Below are 15895 nucleotides of genomic sequence, written 5' to 3'. Positions count from 1 at the left end.
GGGAGCGCGCAATGCCGAACGGGCGATGTCCCGTCGCTTTTAGGTGGTGAATTGAGTGTTGGCTGGCATCGGAACGTCCCCTCGCATTGTGTTTTCTGGAGCTGTTGCTCCTCTTGGAGACATCCCAAGCAGCATTCGTGCCAGACCACGCAATGCCCGGCCGATCGCGAGGATGTCATTCATTTTGTTTGGCTTTGCCCTTTGGGTCGGCATGCCAGCCAATGCATTCGGGCGGGATCTGTCTGACGCTCCGGAAAACCCACCTGAACTGTCGCCCGAAATGTCGGATCATCCCGGTGAAGCCGTCTGAGGACCGGGCGCGATGTCATCCCGCGTACCCGAAGCGAGCGCTCCGTAAGAGAGGCGCAGCCTCAATCTGCCTGATTCTTCCGTGCCATCCGTGCCGCCGGCAGCTCTGCGAGGTCGCGCTCCAGAGCGCCGAGCATCTCATGAAGGCGCGCCAGCTTGCGGACACCAAACCGGCCGGCAATCTCTGCGTAGATTTGCTCGGACGTCGGCGCAATCGCTTCGATGAGGGCGAGCCCTTGCGGGGAGATCGCTATGCCTGTTCGACGACGGTCGGCGGCGATCACCCGCCGCTCGATCAATTGCCTCGCCTCGAGATAGGTGAGAATGCGCGACAGGCTCGGGCCGAGCAGGAACGCGACACGAGCGAGCTCCGACGTCTCCATTGCCTCGACCGAGGCGAGCGCGCGCAACACCCGCCACTGCTGCTCGCTCAAGCCGTATTGCCGAAGCGGCGGGCGAAACAGCGCCATCACCGCCTCTCGCGCGCGAAGCAGCGACATTGGCAGCGAGAGCGAAAAGTCGCGCATCACGCTGCTGTTCGGAACGTCATCCGATTGACGCGCCGGCGGTGTCGGTGCCCTGCCCCCGCGAGCCCGGTCCACGTTCAGCCCTGACAGCGATGCGCAGTTGACGGCGGCGGCCTCACGCGATGGCGATCGGCCTGATCGGCGAACCGGTCGATCCCGCGAGACGCAGCGGCAACGCCACGAAGATCACCCGAGGCTTGCGGGCCTGCGCGATCTCCTCGAGGTTCAGATTCTCCATGATATGAATGCCCTCGTCCACCAGCATGATGGCGTGCACCGAATTTCCCGGGGTGGGCAGGCATTCGAAGCCGGGCGTATCCGATCCAACCAGGCAAGCCCCACGCGAGACGAGCCAGCGCGCGGCGGCCTCTCCCGGACCGGGCATGCCGCCGCGCCGGCCGATGAACATCTCCGCATCCGACCAGTACTTCGACCAGCCCGTCCGTATCAGGACGGCATCTCCCGGGCGAATCTCCGATGCGCTGAGCGACAACGCTTTTTCGAGATCTGCGACGGAGATTTCTTCGGCCGGCTTCAGGCAATCCACGCCTTTGGCGGCCGCGACATCAAGCACGACTGCACTCTGGACGATTGGCGGAATGTCGGCGGCATTGAGCTCGCGGTAGCCGTCCCGCGTTTCCACCTCGGACACTTTGATCCCGCCATGGAGACAGCCATTGCGCGAAAAGTGTCCGAGCGCGTCGATATGGGTGCCGGAGTGACCTGAGGTCACGATGACCTCGTTGGCGAAGCTCGAGCCATCCTGCCGCTTGGTGGGGTGCGGGTCACCATGTCTCCGATGCAGCGCCAGCGAATACGGGATGTGCTGGTGATACACCGGCATCGACGGCGCCATGGCGTGCGATAGCTCGTAAAGCCTCGCATCGCCGGCAATCCCGCCGAGCAGTTTCGAATCGAACGCTGGCAATCGACTGTTCATCTCAACAGCTCCCACAGTTCCAATAGCGGTCACACGCCGATCTTCGGCGCCCGGTGCCTGTCGAGACCGACCGCAATGTTCTTCTGCTCCATGTAGATCTCGAAAGCATAATCTCCGCCGTCGCGGCCGATGCCGCTTGACTTGACGCCGCCGAAAGGCGTCGGCAGATGACGCACGTTCTCGGAATTGATCCAGACCATGCCTGCTTCCACGCCCTGCGCAACGCGATGGGCGCGACCGACGTCGCCGGTCCAGATGTAGGCCGCAAGACCATAACGCACATCGTTGGCAATGCGCAGCGCATCGGCCTCATCCTCGAACGGGATCGCGGTCAACACCGGCCCGAATATCTCTTCTTGCGCAATCCGCATGCTGTTCTTCGCGTCGGTGAACAGCGTCGGGCAGACGAAATTGCCCTTGCCCTCGAGCGCACGAACGCCGCCGGTTGCAACCTGCGCGCCCTCCCGCCTGGCATGTTCGCTGTAGCTCAGCACCTTCTCGGCATGGCGCGGATGAATCAGCGGCCCAAGCTCGGTCGCGGGATCCAGCGGATGGCCGACCTTGATCTTCTCCACACGCGCCTTCAGCTCGGCGGTGAACTTGTCGTAGATCGAACGCTGAACCAGCGCGCGGCTCGACGATGTGCAGCGCTGGCCGTTCAGGCTGTAGATCATGAACAGCACCGCGTCCAAGGCGCGGTCGAGATCGGCGTCATCGAACACGAACACCGGATTCTTGCCGCCGAGTTCGAAATGCACCCGCTTCAGCGTCGGCGCACCCTGCGCCATGATATGGCTGCCGGTAATCGACTCGCCGACGAACGCAATCGCCTTGATCGCCGGATGTTCCGTGAGGGCCTTGCCCGCGCTCTCGCCGAAGCCGTGAACCAGATTGACGATCCCCTTCGGCAAACCGGCGCCTTCGAAGACTTCGCTCATGATCTCCGACAGGATGACCGCCGACAACGGGCTCCATTCGGCCGGCTTGTGCACGATGGTGCAGCCTGCCGCCAGCGCCGGCGCGATCTTCCAGGTCGAGAGCATGAAAGGCGTGTTCCACGGCGTGATGACGCCTACCGGGCCGATCGGCTGTCGCACCGTGTAGTTCAGATGGGTCTGCGTCGGCATCGAGAGCCCGTCCGATGCCTCGGGGGCCTTGTCGGCGTAGAAGCGGAAGTTCTCGGCACCGCGCAAGGCCGCCTTTGACATGTAGCGGATCGCCTGCCCGCTGTCGGTGCTTTCGACCAGCGCGATCTCGTCCGCGCGCGCCTCGATCTTGTCGGCGATCGTGTGCAGCAGTGCGCGGCGCTTCTCTCCCGGGACGTCCTTCCAGACCTTGAACGCCTCCTCGGCCGCGCGCGCGGCCCGATCGACATCGGCGGGCGTGCCGGACGACACCCGGCAGAGCACCGAGTTGTCGGACGGATCGAAATTGTCGAACGCGCCCTCGCTGAGCACATTCTCCCCGGCAATGCGATGCGCGACCACCGCGCTCTTGAATCGGGCCAAATGCTGCTGTGCCTTGCGGAGATTGTCGGTCAAGGCGTTGTTGGGAAGGGGCTTGTTCATATCGATCTCCTTGGATTCTCGAGTTCAGGCTTCGCGATCTCGCCGATACTTAACATGTTAAGTTTATGCCGGCAAGCTGCCAGATTGAAGCTTGTCTTCAAATGCCGAGCGCTCCATCGGAGAAGGCAACCTCGCCATCAACCCACGTTGCGTGGCTGCGCGCTGGCGCGATGTCAGCACCATCAGCGAAGATGTCGCGATCGAGCACGGCCAAATCGGCGGCATAGCCGACAGCGATCGCGCCGCGCCACTGCTCGTGCCCCATCGCGAACGCTCCGCCGCTTGTATAGATATCCAACGCTTCCCGACGCGACAGCGCCTCGTCCGCGTTCATGATCAGTCCTTCGGCGGTGGTGCGATCGACAGCGGCGGCCATGCCGATGAACGGCGAGAGCGGACCGATTGGATGATCGGAACTGCCGGCGATCGTCACACCGGCATTGCGGACCGTGCGGCCCGGATACAATCGCTGGGCGCGCGCTGGTCCGACGGCGTGCGCGAAGGATCGACCAAGCCGATGCAGGAATCCGTACTGCGGGACGACGATCGCACCGAGCGAGCGAACCCTCTCGACCGCATCTGCGCTGCAGATCGCGAAATGCTCGAGCCGATGCCGAGGATCGCCCCGCGGCGCGGCACGTTGCGCGGCCTCCAGCGCCGACAGCCAATGATCGATCGCGCGGTCTCCGATGACGTGGGCGGCGAGCTGCCAGCCCGCCGTATGGGCGTCCATCACCTTGGCGCGCAGATCGGCCGGGTCCTCCATCAGGCGGCCGCAGGTCTCACGATCGGCGTAAGGTTCGGACAGCGCCGCCGTCCGGGCTCCGACGATGCCGTCGACGAAGAATTTCAAGGTGCGGACCTGCCAGTGCGGGTCAAGTCGCGACGGGACGATGTTCAGCGCGCGCGCCTGTGACGGGTCGATCCGAAGCATGAAGCCCATGCGCACCGGCAGCGCGCCGGCATTCCGGATCGCGCTCCAGACCTCCCACTCAGTCTCAAAGCCGCTGTTGAATCCGACCGCGGCTTCGACCGCCGCGACGATGCCAAAGCCCAGGCTCTCCCTGACCACCTGGCCGATCGCCTGGATGGTCCGAGCCGGCGACGGCTGTGGAACCAGCTCGGCGACGATATCCGCGGCGGTTTCCGTCAACACGCCGGAGAGACCGCCATTGTCCCGCTCGATCGTTCCGCCGGGCGGGTCCGGCGTATTGGCGTCAAATTGCGCGAGCCGGAGCGCCGCCGAGTTCGCCACGGAAAGGTGCCCGCCGCTCCGCCGCAACAGCACGGGATGATCCTGCGACACCGCATCCAGCTCGGACAATGTCGGATGCCGGCGCTCCATCAACGATTGCTCGTTGTAGTCGGCCGAGACCACCCATTCGCCCCGCCCGGCCGCAACACAGCCGCCGTGCAGACGGTCGAGCAGGTCCGCGACCGAATTGACGCCCGCTCCAAGCTGCAGATTGAGCAATTCCTGCGCCCGCATGAAGAAGTGCAGATGAGCGTCGGTCAGCCCCGGCACCACGCGGCGACCGTCGAGGTCGACGACGCGATCCGCCGACGGCGCATCGCGCCGCGATCCCAGCCAGGCGATGCGGTTGTCCGCGATCAGCAGGCTGTCGGGCGTCGAGCGATCCTGCGCGGCGAACAGGCCGCCACGCAGGAGTGTCGTTGGTGTCCTAGCCGGCATCCTTGACCACGGCGATCATGTCGATCTCGATCTTCAGCCCGGCACGCGCCAGGTGCGCCACACCGACGGTCGTTCGCGACGGCGGATCCTTCGGGAAGTATTCGCGGAACACTTCGTTCATCGCCGCAAACTCGTTCATCATGTCGGTCATGTGGATCGTCATCTTCAACGCCGTGTCGAGCCCGGCTCCGCCGGCCTCGGCAAGCGCCTTGACGTTGTCGAGCGCGATGCGCGTTTGTGCCTTGATGTCCTCGGGAAACGCCCGCGTCACTGGATCGGAGCCGGTCTGCCCGGAAACGAACAGAAGCCTGTCCCAGCGGATGGCCGGAGAGTACGGGAGGCCCGGCCGCAAACCGGTCGGCGGGACGATGACTGTGCGTGACATAGGGTGTGTCCTTCTGCTGGGTGAAATTCGTGAACGTCTGAATTCAGATGGCGATGTCGCGATAGCGATCGCCGGCGCCGAGATAGGCGGCCATCAGGCGGGGATCCTGCCGAAGCTCGCGCGCAGCTCCAGCCGCGACGACATTGCCGACCTCGATGACATAGCCCCGGCTCGCAACCGACAAAGCGAGATTGGCGTTCTGCTCGACCAGAATGCCGGTCATGCCTTCCGATCTGAGACGATCGATGGTGTCGAAGATCTCTTCGGTGATCCGCGGCGCGAGCCCGGTCGACGGCTCGTCGAGCATCAACAGTTGCGGCTCCGACATCAGTGCGCGGCCGACCGCGACCATCTGCTGCTCGCCGCCGGAGAGCGTTCCGGCCAGCTGACGCCGGCGCTCGCGCAGTTTCGGCAGCAATGTGTAAATGCGATCCAGCGCGGTTGCGGTCGCCTCGCGGCTGCGACGCCGCTTCAGAAAGGCGCCCAGCCTCAAATGATCCTCGACGCTGAGCGACGGAAACAGCTCCCGTCGCTCAGGAACAAGAACGATTCCCTTGGCGACGCGCGCCTCCGGTGCCTCGCCGTTCAGCGCCCGACCCTCGAAGACCACCGTCCCGGATTTTGGCGACAGAACGCCCATCAGGCAGTTGAGCAGCGTCGTCTTGCCCGCCCCGTTAGGACCGATAAAGGTGATGAACTCGCCGCGCGCGAGATCGAAGCTGATCGATTCCAGCGCGACGGCGTTGCCGTACCCAACGGTCAGATCGGAGACTTCAAGCAGCTTTGTCACGGCTTCCACCAAGATAGGCAGCGATGACCGCCGGATTGGCCTGCACCTCGTGCGGGGTCCCCTCGGCGATCATGCGTCCGCGATCGAGCACTACGAGGCGTTGCACGCATCCCATCACCAGCTCCATGTCGTGCTCGACGAGCAGGATCGTGACATTGTCGGCCTGCAACTGGCGAAGGATCTTGACCAGCATCAGCTTCTCCGAGAAGCGCAGGCCGGCCGCCGGCTCGTCCAGCAACAGGATTTGCGGATCGGCCACCAGAGCGCGGGCGATCTCGACGATCCGCTGCTTGCCGAGCGGCAAGCTTCCGGCGGGAAGATCGGCCTCTGCGGCAAGACCAACCCTCACGAGCGCGGCCTGTGCCGTCGCCAGCGCCTGCTGGTTTTCACCGGCGTCGAGCGCCAGCAGGCTGCGGGCAAATCCGGCGCGGGTGCGCCAGTAGGCTCCGAGTGCGACGTTCTCGATCACCGACATCTCGGGCACGAGCTGGACATGCTGGAACGTCCTCGCCATGCCGTTGCGCACGATCAGGTGGCTCCTCGGCAGCGGCTCGCCAAACAATTTGACCGAACCGGATGTCTGCCGCTGCAATCCCGAGATGATGCTGAACAGCGTCGTCTTCCCCGCCCCGTTCGGACCGATCAGCCCGACGAGTTCGCCGCGGCGAAGCACCATGTCGACGTCGGCCAGCGCCTGCAATCCGCCGAACCGGATGCCGATCCCCTTGAGATCGAGCAGTACCTCGCCCGGCTTCGTATCCGGCCTGCGCATCGGCAGGCCCGCGCCGTCGCGGCTGCGAGCCGCCGGAGCAGGAAGCCGCTTCTCCACGGTCGGCCACAGCCCGCGCGGAAATTTCAGCAGCATGACGACCAAGAGAATGCCGAACACGATCACTTCGAGGTTGCCCGATGCGCCCCAGCGCGCCAGCAGATCCTGCAATCCCCACTGCGCACTCTCGAGCGTCACGGCCCCGAGCACCGCCCCCGCGCCGCTGACCGGGCCGCCGACGACGGACATGATCAGGAGCTTGAAGGAGCTCGACAGTCCGAACGGCGAAGGACTGACGAAGCGCAGCAGGTGAACATAGAGGGCACCCGCAAGCGCGGCCATAACGGCCGACAGCACGAAGACCTTCACGCGTAACGCGGTCGTATCAACGCCAAAGCTCCGCGCCATGCCGTCATGCGATTCCAGCGTCGCGATCGCCCGTCCAACCCGCGAGGTCCGAAGCCGGTTGACGCCGCAGACCGCCAGCAGCACCACGATCCAGATCAGCTGCGCATAGAGCCGGTCATCGGTGATCACATGTCCGAACAGCCCAAGCGACGGGATCTTGTCGAGCCCCGACGCGCCGCCGGTGACGTCGTGCCAGGCCGTGAAGACGCCGGACGTGGCAATCCCGAACGCAAGGGTAGCCAGCGGCAGATAGTGACCGCGCAATTTCAGCGTCATCAGTCCGAAGGCCGCGGCGATCACCGCAGTCACCGCCACCGCCAGCACCAGCGTCAAGACGCTGTCGATGCCATAGGCCCGCGACACCAGCGCCGAGACGTAACCGCCGATCCCCATGAAGGCGGCCTGGCCGAGCGAGACCTGCCCCGCCTGCAGCAGCAGGATCAGGCCGATCGCCGCAAGGGCGTAGATGCCGGCAAATGCCAGGATCCCGACGTAGAAGGACGGCAGGACCCAGGGCGCGGCGACGAACGCTGCGCCGACGCAGAGCCCGAGAACCGATCGTGCGCGCATGATCATCTCGCCTCCGCGCGCTGCCGGGCGTTGCGCCAGAGCAGGATCGGAATGAGGAGCCCGAACACCAGAACGTCGCGATAGGCGCTCGCGAGATAGGCAGACGTCGTCTCCAACCCCCCGACCATCATGACCCCGAGCAGCGCGAACGGATAATCGATCAATCCACCCATGGCGCCGCCGACGAAGCCCTTGAGGCCGACCATGAAGCCCATTTCATAGTTCGCGGTGATCAGGGGCGCGAGCAGCATGCCGCTGATGGCGCTGAAGGCAGCGGCCAGCAGAAATGCGAGGCCGCCCGCCCTGGCGACGGGTATGCCGCAAAACTGCGCGCCCAACCGGTTCATCGCCGATGCCTGAAGCGCCTTCCCCACCAAGGTGTACTCCGAGAAAAGATAGAGGCCGGCCATCGAGGCCAGCGCGACAACAAGGATGACGAAGCTCTGATACGGAACGAACACCGGACCCAGCAGCGTGCCGCCGGAAGCCACCGGATCGACGGGATACGGGCTGGCGCCCCAGATCAGCAGGCCAAGTCCCTGCACACTCATCGACACGCCGACCGAGATGATCACGAACACGATGGTCGACGCATCGGGAATCGGATGCACGGTGAAGCGATAGATCAGCACACCGATCGGTGCGACGAGCAGGAGCGCGACCAGCATCATCGCGACAACCGGCAACTGCAATGCCAGCGCGCCTTTCGCCAGTGCGACCGCCGCCACCGCAGCAAGCAACATGCCCGCGGCGAACAGCAGCGCCGCTTTCCAGTCGCTGCGCCACCGCCGCGCATCCAGCACGACGCACAGTGCCAGTCCGCCGACCAGGAGATAGACCGAGCCGGGGAAGCGCCCCTGCAGCAGATCGGCAAGGGTCAACGCGCCGAGCATGACGTATTCGCCCTGCGCGATGTTCACGACGCGCGTGACCGTGAACGTCAGCACCAGGCTGAGCGCCAGCAAAGCGTAGACGAGCCCGTTGGTCAGTCCGTCGACGAGGAGAAAGAGCGCGGTATCCATCGTGCTTTATTTGGCGTCGTACAAGCGGAACTCGTCATTCTTGACGACGGCGATAAAGGTGCTCCGTGCATCGAGCCCGAGGTGGTCGCTGGGCGTGTAATTGAAGATCCCGCCGACCCCGACGAACTCCTTGGTGGCTTCGATCTTGTCGCGCAGTGCGGCGCGAAATGCGTCGACGTCGTCGGGCTTGGCTCCGCCCTTGGCGGCCTCCGCGGCTGCCTTGAGCGCGATGTTGCCGGCGTCCCAGGCCTGCCCCGGGAAGATATCGACCTTCGGAACATTGAAGCGCTTCTCATAAAGCGCCGCGAAGTTCGCGATGACCGGCTTCAGCGGATTGTTGCCGGCAAGGTCCGTGTAGACCAGAACCGGTGTCGTCCCGAGCAGCGCGCCGTCGACGTCCTTCTTGCCGATCGAAAGGAACGCGCTGTTGGCCGACCCGCCCGAATGATAGATCGGCCCGGTATAGCCGACGCGCCGCAGCGCCTGCTGGACCAGCGCCGACGATGGCGGGATCGCGTGGATGTAGACCGCACCCGGGCTGGCCTGACGCACCTTGAGCGCCTGCGGGGTGAAGTTGGTGTCCGTCCGGGCGAAGCGTTCGGCCGCGACGATCTCGACGCCCTTCGCCTTGGCAACGCTCTGCATCGCGACCCAGCCGCCCTCACCGAAGGAATCTTCCAGGCCGAGAAAAGCCACCTTCTTGCTGCCTTGCTTGATCATGTCGTCGACCAGCACAGCGATCTGCAACTGATCGGTGCTCGGCGTCTTGAAGATCCAGTAACGCTCCTTCACCGGCTCGATCACGCTCTGCCCCAGCGCGAGCGAGATGTTCGGCACCTTGGCCTGCGTGACGACATCGAGGATCGCCATCGACGCCGGCGTGGTGCTGCAGCAGATCACGACGTGCGCGCGGTCTTCCGTGACGAGCTTGCGGACGCTGTTGACCGCCTTGGTCGGATCAGATGCATCATCATAGGTAATGAACTTGACCGTGAACGGCAGGCTCGCATCGTTCGCCAGTCGCTCCTGCAGCAGATCGATGGCATTCTTCGCGGGCACGCCGAGCGCGGACGCCGGCCCGGTCATTGCAACCACCGAGCCGATGCGAAGCTCCGGTTTGTCTGCGGCGAATGCGAAACCCGGCAGGGCAAGTGCGGCAATGACCAAGGCTAGAACGTTTTTCACGATAGGAGATCCCACAATAAGGCGACAGGCGGACTAATCGAGCACGTAGCTCGGCACGGATTGCATCAGGGGCGGCTTGGTCTTCTTCATGCCATGCCCGTCGAATTCCTCGACCGACATGGCCTCCTCGAACCACCGGCGAGGCGGCGGCGCGCCCCACAGGGTCTGCCGCACCGGATTGTTGAGATGCCAGCGAATGGGCTCGGCCGCCGTGTTTCCGGTCAGGTAATCGCCGGTGTAGAGCTCGAACCGGTTGCCGTCGGGGTCGCGTACATAGACGAACAGCGCATTTGAAATGCCGTGCCGCGCCGGCCCGCGCTCGAGGCTGTCGGCGTAGCCGGCTCCCGCCAGCAGATCGCATGCCTTGATGATCGAGAGCGGATCGCCGAGCGAGAACCCGACGTGGTGGGCCGCGGGACCTGCGCCGGTCATGACCGCGATGTCGTGAACCGTCGACTTCCGAAACAGCCAGCTCGCCCACACCCGCTTCTCGGGCGCATCGCCCTCCGTCAGCTCGGCGCAGCCGAAGCCCATCTCCTGGGTGTACCAGTCGTAGCCGGCCTGGGCATCCGGCGTCAGCACGTTCACATGGTCGATGCGGGTCGGCGAGGCACCCCTGTGAAGGTGATAGTGCTGCACGAGCCAGGGCACGGACTCGATCTCGGCATAGTAGTCGACGATGAAACCAAGCGGGTCCTGGACCCGCAACGTGCGACCCTGGCCGAGTATGTCGTTGCCGGCCCAGCGCGTCGGCAGGCCAAGTTGCTCAAAGCGGGACTTCATCCGGTCGAGTTCGGCATCCTGAGCCACCACGAAACCGATATGGCCGACACCGGCGCTATCGGCCTTCCGCAGCACGAAGGTATGATGCTGCTTGTCCTCGGTGCAGCGCAGATAGACCCGATTGTCGTCGCGCGCCGTTTCGTGCAGGCCGATGAGATTGACGTAGAAGTCCCTCGCCCGCTCCAGGTCCGTGGTCCGGAACTCGACGTGCCCCAGCTTCTGAATGTTGGCTATGTCCTTGATTCGACCTGCGCTCACTTCGACCCTCTCGCAAAATCCACGACGATCGCCCGCGCACCTTGCGACAACGATTGCCAGCTCGACAGGATTGCGAAGATAGGGATTGGCTCGCCGCGGTCTGTATCACGCGCTACTTAAGGCCCAGGATATTTGACCGCGCGCTCATCGGCGCCGCCTCGCCGACTCACGCCATCCGCGACGGCCGAAGGTGGGACGCCGACGTCCGGACCAGCTGATAGCGGCCGCGGTGACAAAGGATCGCACCATCTCGCCGCAACCTCTGCATGGCGCGCGTCACCGTGATGCGCGACGCGCCGATCAGGCTGGCGATCTGCTGATGCGTGAGCACGATATCGGACGCTTCCGGCTCGGAGATCTGTGACAACAGCTCGGTGATCCGGTCCTCCGGAGAGGACTGCGCGACCTGGGCGAGCCGGCCCGCCAGGGTCCGCTGCTTCAGTGCAATGGTCTGCGCGACCAGGGCGGCGAGCGCCGCATCGGATGCCATCAGCTGACAGAATTCGACGGCCGGGATGGACACCACTTCGCTTGCCTCGAGGGCATTTGCGCTGGAGAACCGCGGCAGACCGTCGAACGCAGCGCCTTCACCGCAGAGTGCGCCGGCGCCGACGATATCGATGAGCAGCTCCTGTCCACCGGCGCCCAGCATCGTGATGCCGATACGACCGGAGACGACCACGTAGCATTGGGTACCCAGCTCGCCCTGTCGATAGATCGCCGTGCCCTTGGCAATCTTTCTGCGCGGAAGGCCCGGCGCGAGCTCGAGCAGGCGCTTCAGCATCGCCGACGGCACGCGCAGCGTTTCGCTCACCTCGGCGCGGCATGCGATCGACGACAGTGAATCTTTCACCGAGATGGCCTTCCTGTCTCGCAACGCGCTCTCCTTCGACGATACGTCATCGCTCGGGAAGGCGCCTCGTCAGTTGAATATGCGGCACCGGCCGACCGCGTTGCAAGCGTCGACGGGACGCAGCATTGCCGCAGACGACCATGCTGCCGAGATCGCGCCGCAAGGTGCTGTCTTGCGATGGTGCCACGGGCACTGCTTGATCGCCACTCAGCAAAAAGGACGACGTATTCCGCGTTGCGGACATACCGCACGCGCGCCGGCTCAGCCAGTCGCCGACACCGCGCGCTGCACCTTGTTGCGCAGGCTCAACGTCAACTTCGCCTGCCGCCGGAAATGCGCCTGCAGCAGATCCGTCGCGCGCTTTTCGTCGCGGTCCAGCGCCGCGCGCATGATCGCTTCATGCTCGCTATCGGCCGCGACCGCACGCTCGGCATATTTCCAGAAGTATCGGCGATAGCGCTCCATCTGGTCGTACAATTCGTTGAAGAAGTGCAGCAGCCATGGCGATCCGCATCCCTTGCACAGCGCGAAGTGAAATTCCCGGTGCCGGTCTTCCCATTCGGTGCGGAGGTTCTCGTCCTCCTGATCGACTGAAACGGCGATGCCGGCGCGTTTCAGACGATGGAATGCCGAGAGCAGATCGACTTCCCACTCCTCGCGGCCATCGCGGATCGAGCCGCTCAGCGCGTAGGTCTCGAGATGGGCGCGCAGACTTGAAACATCCATCATCTCGTCGAGATGGATCGGGGCGACGACGAAGCCCTTATGGTCCTCGGCCACGACCAACCCCTGCGCGGCGACCTGAAACAGCGCTTCGCGCAACGGGCTGACGCCGACCTCATATCGTTTGCTCAACTTGTCGAACTGCAGCCGTTCGCCCGGCTCGAGCTTGTGGCGGATGATGTCGAGCCGCAACTGCCGGGCCACTTGCCCGGCCAATGTGCGCGGCTCGTCCCGGGCCGGACTGATGCCTGGTCCCCACTGCACGGAAGGCCCTTTCGAAGTGCTCTTCATCTCGCCTGCGCCTTTAAGTCGCGATTCTGTCCACCGACTATCGTCGAGTATTATCGAAATTCCAAGAGAAATTGGATTTTCGAAAATGTTGACAAGATTGGAACAATAGCGCAGTTTTGGAACAAACGGGGAGAAACGCCATGGCTGAAATCGTGTTTGCCGCGGGTGCGCCGCATGCGCCCGGCCTGATTGGGCTGCTCGAGGCCGCGCCGCCTGACGTCAAGGATGTCGTCGCAACCACCTACCGAAGCCTTGCCGAGGCGATCGCGGAGGCGAAGGCCGAGGTGCTGATCGTGTTCGCCAACGATCATCTCGCCAACAGCCGGGTCCGTGCTTATCCGGACTTTCTCATCGGCATGGCCGCCGAACATCGCGGTCCCTACGAATGGTTCAAGCCGTGGATCGGCTGCGAGGACTACACGGTGAAGGGCGCGCCGGAGATCGCCGCGGCCCTGTTCGACGGCATGACCAAGCGCGGCATCCGCATGTTCGCGCAGAATGAGAACCTGAAGTTCGACGACAATATTTCGGTTCCGGTGCTGCTGACCAACATTGCCGGCTCGGGAATTCCGATGGTTCCTGTGCTGCAGAACTGCACGGTGCCGCCGATTCCCGATCAACGTCGCTGCTATGAGGTCGGGAAAGCGCTCGGCGACTTCATCCGCGATGACCTGCCCGCGGACATGCGCGTGGCGCTGCTGGGCTCGGGCGGGCTCAGCCACGAGCCGGGCGGCGCGCGCTACTACTTCATCGACGAGGAGTTCGATCGCTGGTTTCTCGACCTTGTCGCCTCCGGCGACCATGAGAGGCTGCTGCGCGAGTTGACGCTCGAGAAAATGGAGGCGGCCGGTTCAGGCGGCACTGCCGAACTGCTCGCCTGGGTCGTCGTGCTCGGCGCAATCGGATCGCGGCCCGGCAAGAGCTTCGGCTACACCGTCCACAAGGACTTCAAGTGTGGCGTCGGCGGCGTGCTGTGGGACATGAACGCCAACATGCGGCAGCAGCGCGCAGCGGTCTGACAGGAGGAACCCGCATGGGACTAGAGAAATTCAAACCATCCCTGGCGACGCACGACCTGATCCAGGATCTGAAGTGGTCACCGGAGCTGCGCACGGAATTCGCGGAGCATGAATCCGCGGTGCTCGATCGCTATCCCTTCGCCGAGAACGAGCGAAAGGCGATCGAGAGCCGAAACTTCCTCGCCCTCTACGACATGGGGCTGCACCCCTATCTCGGCGGACAGTTTGCCCGGCTGATCTTCGGCAATGAGGCTGGCAAGGGCGCAACGGTCGCGGTCAACAAGCTGGTGGAATCGCTCCAGGGCAAGGGCCCTGTTGCGTGATCACTGAGCGCGTAACCGGCTCGGCCTGACCAGGCACAACGCGCTCGCTGCGACACCTGATGACGACGTGACGGCCCGATGTCCACCGACATTTGGGGCGGTGGAGCCATGGCTGGAGCTCAGGCACGAAGAGATGTTGGGCCGAACGTCGGCCAGTGAATTTTCTAGGGATCGATAAGGAGTATCAAAATGCATTCCCCGCGCTTCCGCCACCTGATGGCGCAATTGCTTTCGGCGACGGCCATCGCAGTCGCGGCAACATCCGCTCCGGCGCTCGCCGATGAGGCGACCGGCATCACCGATTCCGAGATCAAGATCGGCGGGATCTGCCCGAGTACCGGACCGATCGCCTCCTTCGTCACCATCTGCGCCATGCAGGACGCCTATTTCAAGTCGATCAACGAGCACGACGGCGGCGTCATGATGAGCGACGGGAAACGACGCAAGATTGCCTACACCTATTACGACGATGGCTATTCGCCGCCGCGCACGGTCGAGCAGGCTCGCCGCCTGGTCGAGCGCGACAACGTCGCGCTCGTCATCGGTCCGCTCGGAAGCGCGACGGGCCTCGCGATCCGCAACTACCTGAACCGCAAGGATGTCCCGCAGTTGTTCGTCGGCAGCGGGCTGTCTGCGTTCAGCACCGAGTCCGACAAATATCCCTGGACCGTCGGCTGGCAGCCTTCCTACACCACGGAAGGCAGCATCTATGCCGAATTCGTCAAGTCCAAGAAGCCCGACGCGAAAGTCGCGGTGCTCTATCAGAACGACGATTTCGGGAAGGAGCTGCTGAACGCCTTCAAGGCGGCTTCGGCCGGCTCCGGCGTGACGATTGCCGATGCGCAGTCCTACGAAGTCACCTCGCCGACCGTCGACTCGCAGGTTTCGAATCTGGGCGCAACCAATGCCGACGTGCTGCTGGTCTTCGCCGTGCCGAAGTTCACGGCGCAGACGTTGCGCAAGGTCCAGGACATGACCTGGCGACCGACGGTGATCGTGTCCAACATCAGCGCATCGAGGAAGACCGTGATGGAGCCGGCCGGCGCCGAGGCCTCCGAGGGCGTCTATTCGGTGGTCAGCATGATGGATCCGACGACGTCAGACTATGCCGCCACCAAGGACATGGAAGTCTACCGCGCGATCGGAAGCAAATTCCCGAGCTCGGGGCTCAATCTCGACGACCCCATGACCATGTACGGCTTCTCGCAGGCCCAAACCATGGTCGCGGTGCTGCAGAAAGCCAAGGCGCCGACCCGCGAAGCGATCATGGAATCGGCCCGCTCGCTTTGCGATGTCGCTGTGCTCGGCGTCGTACCCGGGGTCAAGGTCTGCGTCAACGGCAAGCAGGACCCCTTCTACGTCGAGACCATGCAGGTCGTTCGCTACAGCAAGGGCAATTGGCAAAAGGTCGGCGACGTCATCTCCAAATACGAAGGCAAGACGCCCCAGAGCGTCAAGTAGCCACCATGCAGTCCCGAA

At 64.0% G+C, this 15895-nt stretch carries 15 protein-coding genes; 3 read left to right on the top strand and 12 right to left on the bottom strand.

What is annotated here, in order from left to right; genetic code table 11:
- Window positions 1-371: 371 nt before the first annotated feature.
- From hpaR to ACVIGA_RS37375, 12 genes are all read right to left on the bottom strand, one after another.
- On the bottom strand, window positions 372-836 hold the full coding sequence (hpaR, locus tag ACVIGA_RS37430; protein WP_456669974.1) for a homoprotocatechuate degradation operon regulator HpaR: 465 nt from the start codon (window positions 834-836) through the stop codon (window positions 372-374).
- A 115-nt stretch (window positions 837-951) separates the two neighbouring features.
- Complete coding sequence (locus ACVIGA_RS37425; RefSeq protein ID WP_456669973.1) at window positions 952-1776, bottom strand: cyclase family protein; 825 nt, start codon at window positions 1774-1776, stop codon at window positions 952-954.
- A gap of 29 nt (window positions 1777-1805) precedes the next feature.
- On the bottom strand, window positions 1806-3344 hold the full coding sequence (hpaE, locus tag ACVIGA_RS37420) for a 5-carboxymethyl-2-hydroxymuconate semialdehyde dehydrogenase (RefSeq protein WP_456669972.1): 1539 nt from the start codon (window positions 3342-3344) through the stop codon (window positions 1806-1808).
- Between the two features lie 97 nt (window positions 3345-3441).
- On the bottom strand, window positions 3442-5037 hold the full coding sequence (locus ACVIGA_RS37415; RefSeq protein WP_456669971.1) for an amidohydrolase: 1596 nt from the start codon (window positions 5035-5037) through the stop codon (window positions 3442-3444).
- A complete protein-coding gene (locus ACVIGA_RS37410) occupies window positions 5027-5422 on the bottom strand; it encodes a RidA family protein (RefSeq protein WP_223973658.1) in 396 nt (131 codons plus the stop codon). Before ACVIGA_RS37410 ends, ACVIGA_RS37415 begins: the two co-directional genes overlap by 11 nt.
- Window positions 5423-5465: 43 nt before the next feature.
- A complete protein-coding gene (locus tag ACVIGA_RS37405) occupies window positions 5466-6212 on the bottom strand; it encodes an ABC transporter ATP-binding protein (protein WP_456669970.1) in 747 nt (248 codons plus the stop codon).
- Window positions 6196-7959 carry a branched-chain amino acid ABC transporter ATP-binding protein/permease gene (locus ACVIGA_RS37400; protein ID WP_456669969.1) on the bottom strand — a complete coding sequence of 588 codons (1764 nt, stop codon included), beginning with the start codon at window positions 7957-7959 and terminating at the stop codon, window positions 6196-6198. Before ACVIGA_RS37400 ends, ACVIGA_RS37405 begins: the two co-directional genes overlap by 17 nt.
- A 2-nt stretch (window positions 7960-7961) precedes the next feature.
- Window positions 7962-8981, bottom strand: coding sequence for a branched-chain amino acid ABC transporter permease (locus ACVIGA_RS37395; RefSeq protein WP_456669968.1), 1020 nt, complete (start codon window positions 8979-8981; stop codon window positions 7962-7964).
- 6 nt (window positions 8982-8987) lie between these two features.
- Window positions 8988-10166: an ABC transporter substrate-binding protein gene (locus tag ACVIGA_RS37390; RefSeq protein ID WP_456669967.1), complete on the bottom strand. Its 1179-nt coding sequence runs from the start codon at window positions 10164-10166 to the stop codon at window positions 8988-8990.
- A gap of 33 nt (window positions 10167-10199) precedes the next feature.
- Window positions 10200-11207, bottom strand: coding sequence for a 3,4-dihydroxyphenylacetate 2,3-dioxygenase (hpaD, locus tag ACVIGA_RS37385; protein WP_456669966.1), 1008 nt, complete (start codon window positions 11205-11207; stop codon window positions 10200-10202).
- Window positions 11208-11373: 166 nt separating this feature from the next.
- Complete coding sequence (locus ACVIGA_RS37380; protein WP_456669965.1) at window positions 11374-11991, bottom strand: Crp/Fnr family transcriptional regulator; 618 nt, start codon at window positions 11989-11991, stop codon at window positions 11374-11376.
- Between the two features lie 330 nt (window positions 11992-12321).
- Window positions 12322-12999 carry a GntR family transcriptional regulator gene (locus ACVIGA_RS37375; RefSeq protein WP_456669964.1) on the bottom strand — a complete coding sequence of 226 codons (678 nt, stop codon included), beginning with the start codon at window positions 12997-12999 and terminating at the stop codon, window positions 12322-12324.
- Between the two features lie 215 nt (window positions 13000-13214).
- On the opposite strand from ACVIGA_RS37375, the gene ACVIGA_RS37370 reads away from it, so the two are divergent.
- The 3 genes from ACVIGA_RS37370 to ACVIGA_RS37360 all read left to right on the top strand — a co-directional run bounded on the left by ACVIGA_RS37370 (window position 13215) and on the right by ACVIGA_RS37360 (window position 15877).
- Window positions 13215-14093 (top strand): DODA-type extradiol aromatic ring-opening family dioxygenase, encoded by an 879-nt coding sequence (locus tag ACVIGA_RS37370; RefSeq protein ID WP_456669963.1) that lies wholly within the window; start codon window positions 13215-13217, stop codon window positions 14091-14093.
- A gap of 14 nt (window positions 14094-14107) precedes the next feature.
- On the top strand, window positions 14108-14416 hold the full coding sequence (locus tag ACVIGA_RS37365) for a hypothetical protein (RefSeq protein WP_456669962.1): 309 nt from the start codon (window positions 14108-14110) through the stop codon (window positions 14414-14416).
- Window positions 14417-14605: 189 nt separating this feature from the next.
- On the top strand, window positions 14606-15877 hold the full coding sequence (locus tag ACVIGA_RS37360; protein ID WP_456669961.1) for an ABC transporter substrate-binding protein: 1272 nt from the start codon (window positions 14606-14608) through the stop codon (window positions 15875-15877).
- The last annotated feature ends 18 nt before the right edge of the window (window positions 15878-15895 follow it).

This window comes from Bradyrhizobium sp. USDA 3240 (genome assembly GCF_054063295.1).
The sequence above is the reverse complement of the archived record's forward strand: the minus strand, read 5'-3'. Positions and strand labels throughout refer to the sequence as shown.

What these genes read in the sequence shown, in the direction of transcription:
- hpaR (WP_456669974.1), bottom strand. Translation starts at nt 836, where the DNA reads ATGCGCGACTTTTCGCTCTCGCTGCCAATGTCGCTGCTTCGCGCGCGA.
- ACVIGA_RS37425 (WP_456669973.1), bottom strand. Translation starts at nt 1,776, where the DNA reads ATGAACAGTCGATTGCCAGCGTTCGATTCGAAACTGCTCGGCGGGATT.
- hpaE (WP_456669972.1), bottom strand. Translation starts at nt 3,344, where the DNA reads ATGAACAAGCCCCTTCCCAACAACGCCTTGACCGACAATCTCCGCAAG.
- ACVIGA_RS37415 (WP_456669971.1), bottom strand. Translation starts at nt 5,037, where the DNA reads ATGCCGGCTAGGACACCAACGACACTCCTGCGTGGCGGCCTGTTCGCC.
- ACVIGA_RS37410 (WP_223973658.1), bottom strand. Translation starts at nt 5,422, where the DNA reads ATGTCACGCACAGTCATCGTCCCGCCGACCGGTTTGCGGCCGGGCCTC.
- ACVIGA_RS37400 (WP_456669969.1), bottom strand. Translation starts at nt 7,959, where the DNA reads ATGCGCGCACGATCGGTTCTCGGGCTCTGCGTCGGCGCAGCGTTCGTC.
- ACVIGA_RS37395 (WP_456669968.1), bottom strand. Translation starts at nt 8,981, where the DNA reads ATGGATACCGCGCTCTTTCTCCTCGTCGACGGACTGACCAACGGGCTC.
- ACVIGA_RS37380 (WP_456669965.1), bottom strand. Translation starts at nt 11,991, where the DNA reads ATGCTGAAGCGCCTGCTCGAGCTCGCGCCGGGCCTTCCGCGCAGAAAG.
- ACVIGA_RS37370 (WP_456669963.1), top strand. Translation starts at nt 13,215, where the DNA reads ATGGCTGAAATCGTGTTTGCCGCGGGTGCGCCGCATGCGCCCGGCCTG.
- ACVIGA_RS37365 (WP_456669962.1), top strand. Translation starts at nt 14,108, where the DNA reads ATGGGACTAGAGAAATTCAAACCATCCCTGGCGACGCACGACCTGATC.
- ACVIGA_RS37360 (WP_456669961.1), top strand. Translation starts at nt 14,606, where the DNA reads ATGCATTCCCCGCGCTTCCGCCACCTGATGGCGCAATTGCTTTCGGCG.